6 protein-coding genes are annotated in these 5353 nt (G+C 34.4%); 2 read left to right on the plus strand and 4 right to left on the minus strand.

The features are described 5' to 3' along the window. A partial coding sequence (locus tag ACIQ2S_RS10860; RefSeq protein WP_396175863.1) for a helix-turn-helix domain-containing protein occupies positions 1-907 on the plus strand: 907 nt, incomplete at its 5' end. 5 nt (positions 908-912) lie between these two features. Here ACIQ2S_RS10860 and era read toward each other — a convergent pair. Further along, positions 913-1794: a GTPase Era gene (era, locus tag ACIQ2S_RS10865; RefSeq protein ID WP_396175865.1), complete on the minus strand. Its 882-nt coding sequence runs from the start codon at positions 1792-1794 to the stop codon at positions 913-915. 132 nt (positions 1795-1926) lie between these two features. Continuing rightward, complete coding sequence (locus tag ACIQ2S_RS10870; protein ID WP_396175867.1) at positions 1927-2379, minus strand: KTSC domain-containing protein; 453 nt, start codon at positions 2377-2379, stop codon at positions 1927-1929. A gap of 286 nt (positions 2380-2665) precedes the next feature. Between ACIQ2S_RS10870 and ACIQ2S_RS10875 the strand changes: the two genes are divergently transcribed. Beyond that, positions 2666-3550 carry a cupin-like domain-containing protein gene (locus ACIQ2S_RS10875; RefSeq protein ID WP_396175869.1) on the plus strand — a complete coding sequence of 295 codons (885 nt, stop codon included), beginning with the start codon at positions 2666-2668 and terminating at the stop codon, positions 3548-3550. A gap of 38 nt (positions 3551-3588) precedes the next feature. Here ACIQ2S_RS10875 and ACIQ2S_RS10880 read toward each other — a convergent pair whose 3' ends face one another. Both ACIQ2S_RS10880 and ACIQ2S_RS10885 read right to left on the minus strand, forming a co-directional pair. Then, the gene (locus ACIQ2S_RS10880; RefSeq protein ID WP_396175871.1) at positions 3589-4038 is read right to left on the minus strand and encodes a response regulator; all 450 of its coding nucleotides are present in this window, start codon (positions 4036-4038) and stop codon (positions 3589-3591) included. After that, positions 4028-5353 (minus strand): ATP-binding protein (locus ACIQ2S_RS10885; RefSeq protein WP_396175873.1); only part of this gene is annotated, 1326 nt, incomplete at its 5' end. The genes ACIQ2S_RS10880 and ACIQ2S_RS10885, both read right to left, overlap by 11 nt.

Below are 5353 nucleotides of genomic sequence, written 5' to 3' on the forward strand. Positions count from 1 at the left end.
GGCCATTTACTTTTATACCTATACTATTTTAAATCCAAAGTTTAAGTATCGTACCATTCATTTGCTGCACCTACTTCCTTTTTTACTGAATTTTATAGAGCTTTTACCTTTTTACTTGAGTTCTCCAGAAACGAAGGTTGCTAATTATTTAGTGTTCTTAAATAAAGGAAGTGTCATTATGCCTTTTCATTACTTAATGAAAACATTTCTTTTTTCAATCTATTTCTTCGCACAATTTTTTTTATTAAAAAAATACAGACTTGTAGAGTTGATTCAAAACAAAACCAACTCTTATCTCTTCTATTGGTTTATCATTTACATGAGCAGTCAGTTTATTTTAATTTCAGGCATATATTTAGACCTAATTACGGGACTGAAACTGTTTGCAGATCCCTATCGGTTTTCGATGTTAATGATGACATTTTTTCATTTTTCTGTAATAATTGGTTTGCTATTATTCCCCGAACTATTATACGGAACTCTCGCTATAGATACTGCAGTTACAGAAAAATACAGACGGTCAAAACTTACAGATGCGGACAAAAACCAAATTCTAAATCTACTATATGGTTTTATCATGAGAGAAGATAAACCTTATTTGAATGAAAAAATCACCCTCGCCGAGGTATCAAAATTATTAAATGTAGGTCCTCATCAAATTTCACAGGTGATTAACGAAAAAACAAATTTTAATTTTAATGATTTTATCAATTGTTATCGAATTGAAGAATCTAAAAAACTTTTGATTTCTGCCTCCCATTCAAATTTGACTATTGATGCTATTGCTCAAAAAGCGGGATTTAATTCAAAATCAGCTTTTTACAGAGCTTTTAAAAAAAATTCAGGAATTACGCCTAAAGAATTTATTGAAGCAAGGACTCGGGAACCGCTCACTCATTCGATGTAGTACTATTATTGATTATAGCCCAAGCGTCGCAACTGAAAGGCATTGCTACGCCAATCCTTACTAACTTTCACATACAATTCGATGTGGATTTGTTTGCCGAAGAATTTTTCTAAATCGGCACGGGCTTGCATACCTACTCTTTTTAAAGCCTCTCCTTTGTGTCCGATGATGATTCCTTTTTGCGTATCGCGTTCAACCATGATGATGGAACGAATTCGGATGATGTTTTCATCTTCTATAAATTCTTCGGTTTCCACCTCAACAGCGTATGGAATTTCTTTATCGTAATTGATTAGGATTTTTTCACGAATGGTTTCGTTGACAAAAAAACGTTCGGGTTTGTCGGTCAACGCATCTTTTGGGTAATACGGTGGTGATTCAGGAAGCAATTCTAAAATGCGATTAAAAACCTCTTTCACGTTAAAGTTTTCCAAAGCAGAAATTGCAAATATTTCACCATTGGGAACTTTTTCTTTCCACATCGAAACTTGTTCTTCAAGTTGTTCCTGATTGGATTTATCTATCTTATTCAACAACAATAAAACCGGGATATCGGTGTGTATGATTTTATTAAAAAAAGCCTCGTCTTTTAATTCTTTCTCGCCTATCTCAACCATGTATAACAACACATCGGCATCTTCAAAAGCCGACTTGACAAACTGCATCATCGATTCCTGCATTTCATAGGCCGGTTTAATAATTCCAGGCGTATCCGATAAAACCACTTGAAAATCTTCCCCATTTACAATACCAAGAATACGGTGACGCGTGGTTTGTGCTTTAGAAGTAATTATGGATAATTTTTCTCCAATGAATGCATTCATTAAAGTTGATTTACCAACGTTTGGATTTCCGATGATATTAACGAACCCTGCTTTGTGTGACATGTAAAATCTTTTTGCAAAGGTAAGTAATCCTGAGGAATCTATTCAACTATTCCCGTTTACAAACTCGTTGACTATTTTGCCAAAAAAAAACCATCCGAAACGGATGGTTGTATGCATAGGTTGAGATAAAATTTACTCAGCAGCAACCAATTTACTGGCACTGCGGTAAACGAACTCGTTATATATATGTCTGCGTGCAAAACGAGCAGGTGATTCGGCATTCACTAATTTAATGTACGTTACTTTTGGTACACCAAAGTACTCAAAGGTATTACCGTCTAAAAAGTTGATATACAATACCCCATTTTCGAAATAAAAATCAAGAATACCTGAAGTGGTGGTTGTTTTTAAATACTCTTCTTTTACTTTTTCCTGCGTTTCAGGAGCGATGCTCACTAAAAAGTGGTAGGCTTCAATAATTTCTTTGCTGCGTTCTTCAGCTGCATGACGTTCGTCAGCATCGGCAATAGTATCCGGATGAATATCCTTCATACTGTTGCGGTAAATAGTCTTCAATTCTTTCAGCGTAGCTGTTTTGGTTACGTCAAGTAATTTACGGTATTCGGCGATTTTCTTTGAATTCATAAGTATACACTCGTGACTAACACGATTTAAAATTTTTGCAAAAGTAGTCTTTTTATTTGAATAGTTACTATCAAATTAATAATCAAGTAGTTGATTCAAAAAAAAAATAGCTTTGAGTAAGAACTACTTTTGAACTAAAAGCAACTTTGTTAAATCAGCCAATATATCCAAATCAAAACTATTAAATATATAATTGTAAAAAACAAGTTTCAAATTATTACCTTCATATAATTTTATTTTAATTTTACCTCTCGCTAACAATTAGTTAATTTAGCATTATTTTGATATGAGCTTTTTACTTAAACCAGTAGATTCCGTTGACTCAATCAGTCGAGAAGATTTTAAAAAGAACTATTTAATCCCCAGAAAACCATTAATCATTAAAGGCCTAACAAAAGATTGGCCTGCTAGAGAAAAATGGAGCACCGATTATTTCAAACAAATTGCGGGTGATATCGAGGTAGATTTAGTTGATAATTCGAAAGCCGATCCAAATAAAGTGATAAATGCAAAAATCGCTCGAATGAAATTTGGCGAGTATTTAGATTTAATTACCCGAGAACCAACCGACTTACGTATCTTCTTTCTAAACCTTTTTAAACATTCGCCCGAACTTCTCAACGATATTAAAGTGCCCAAAGAATTAATGGGCGGGTTTATTGAAAGCATGCCTGCGATGTTTTTTGGAGGCACCAAAGCCATTACGTTTTTACATTACGACATTGATTTGCCACATTTATTTCATACGCATTTTGGAGGAAGAAAACACATTATCCTTTTTGATAATAAATGGAAAAAACGATTGTATTGCATTCCAAACACTACTTATGCCTTGGAAGACTATGATGTTGCGAATCCGGATATTGAAAAATTTCCCGCTCTAAAAGGCGTGCAAGGATATGAAGTTTTTTTAGAACACGGTGACACATTATTTATGCCTACGGGAATGTGGCATTGGATGCGATATATTGATGGTTCTTTTTCGTTAACACTTCGTGCTTGGGACCAATCGATTACCCGAAAAATGGAAAGTGTCTGGAGTTTATTTATGCACGGAGCTGTGGATAGTCTTTTAAAACTGACATTTAAGTCAAAATATGCTCAATGGAGAGAAAAACTGGCTGTCAAAATTGCTGAAAAGGCTCTTAAAAATGGACAACCTAAAAACTAAATATAAATAAATTTCACTATTGTTTTTAAGTTATTTAACTAGTAGGAAAAGGAACTGCTTCTATCGATGTACCATTTCAGTTCTTTTTCCAATTTTTTCAATTTGTAAATAGTATTGATATTTTTCTGCAACCGAACAAATGCTGTCTCACTTTTTACTACGTAATCAAAAGCATTGTGGTGCATGCAACTTACGGCTACATCAATTTTGTCTTGTTCAGACAGCATGATTACCGGTAGTTCGGGTTGTAATTCTTTGATGATATCTAATGTTGTAATTCCGTCCATTGCATTTTTATCAACGCCGTCTAAAAAATAATCCAAGATGATAACATCGGGTAAATGATCCAATGCAGCAATGCAAAGTTCTCCGGTGGCATAGGTTTCAATTTCAAAATCGCCATGAAGCATGAATTCAATTTCCAATGATTTTAAGAAAACCGCATCGTCATCAACCAAAAAAAGTTTCACTTTATTTTTAGTTTTCATTTGTAGTAGTGTTTAGGGTATATAATTCTTTTTCTAACTCGTTGCAAGATTGTAAACAAACGCGTTCCAAAGAAACAATAAGCTCTTCCATATTCGGAGCTTGTTCCATGGTGTCGGCATATTGTTGCACTTTTTTGGCTAGTTCAGTAAATTCAGAACTGATTCCCATAATGGCAAAGGAAGGGATCATTTTATGAACGGTTGCTTTCAAAAGATGCCAATCTTTTTCTGAATAACTCTTCACCATTGTTTGAACCAATGGCGGTGTTTGTTTTAAATAGGCGTGAATCATATCCGAAATAAGTTTCGGGTTTGATTGCGTTAATTTATTCAAATAACTCATGTCTACATAGCGAATGGTATCTTCTGAAACAGCTGTACCTTTTTCATGATCGATAATCAATACCGGTTTTGTCATTAAACCAACGAGTTTTGTGTACAATAAGCGTTCGTCAACCGGTTTAGATATGTAGTCGTTCATTCCTACTTCTTTACATCTGGCTACATCTACGGTGGTTACATCGGCTGTTAAAGCAATAATCGGGATAGTTAATTTTAATGTTTCCCGAATATAAGTGGTTGCTTCAAAACCGTTCATCTCAGGCATTTGTAAGTCCATCAGCACAATATCATAAGTAGTGGTTTCTAATTTTTCAACGGCCAATTTTCCGTTCGCTGCGATATCACATTCAAAACCGAAATCGTCCAACAAGGTTTTCATCAATAATTGATTCAATTCCATGTCTTCTACCACCAAAATTTTGGTGTTTTTAATATCGGTATTCAAAGGAATTATTTCCGGATCAATAACCGCTTCGGCAGTTGTTTTATCAAAATCCAACACAAAACTGAAGGTAGAACCTACATCAGGAGTACTATCCACTTCGATAGTTCCTCCTTGTGCATTCACCAATTGTTTCACAATTGCCAGACCCAAACCAGTACCACCAAATAAGCGAGAAGTACTGCTTGTTGCTTGTTGAAAATTGTCAAAAATTGAAGTAATCTTATTCGATTTAATTCCAATACCCGTATCTCTTACTGAAAATTGTAAACTAACTTTATCTCTTTCATCAGAGAGTAATTTGACCGTTAAAGTAATTGAACCTTTCGTAGTAAATTTTACCGCATTACTAATTAAATTCAAAATGATTTGATGCAAACGAACCGAATCTCCTAACAATACTTCGGGTATTTGTTCGTCGTAGTAGGTTAGTAATTTCAGATTTTTTTCCTGCACTTTAATTTCAAACAAATGCAACATGGCCATGATGGACAGTTTCAATTTAAAAGGTGTTTTTTCAAACTCCATCCG

Origin of the sequence: Flavobacterium sp. (genome assembly GCF_044371705.1) — a bacterium.
Lineage (GTDB): Bacteria > Bacteroidota > Bacteroidia > Flavobacteriales > Flavobacteriaceae > Flavobacterium.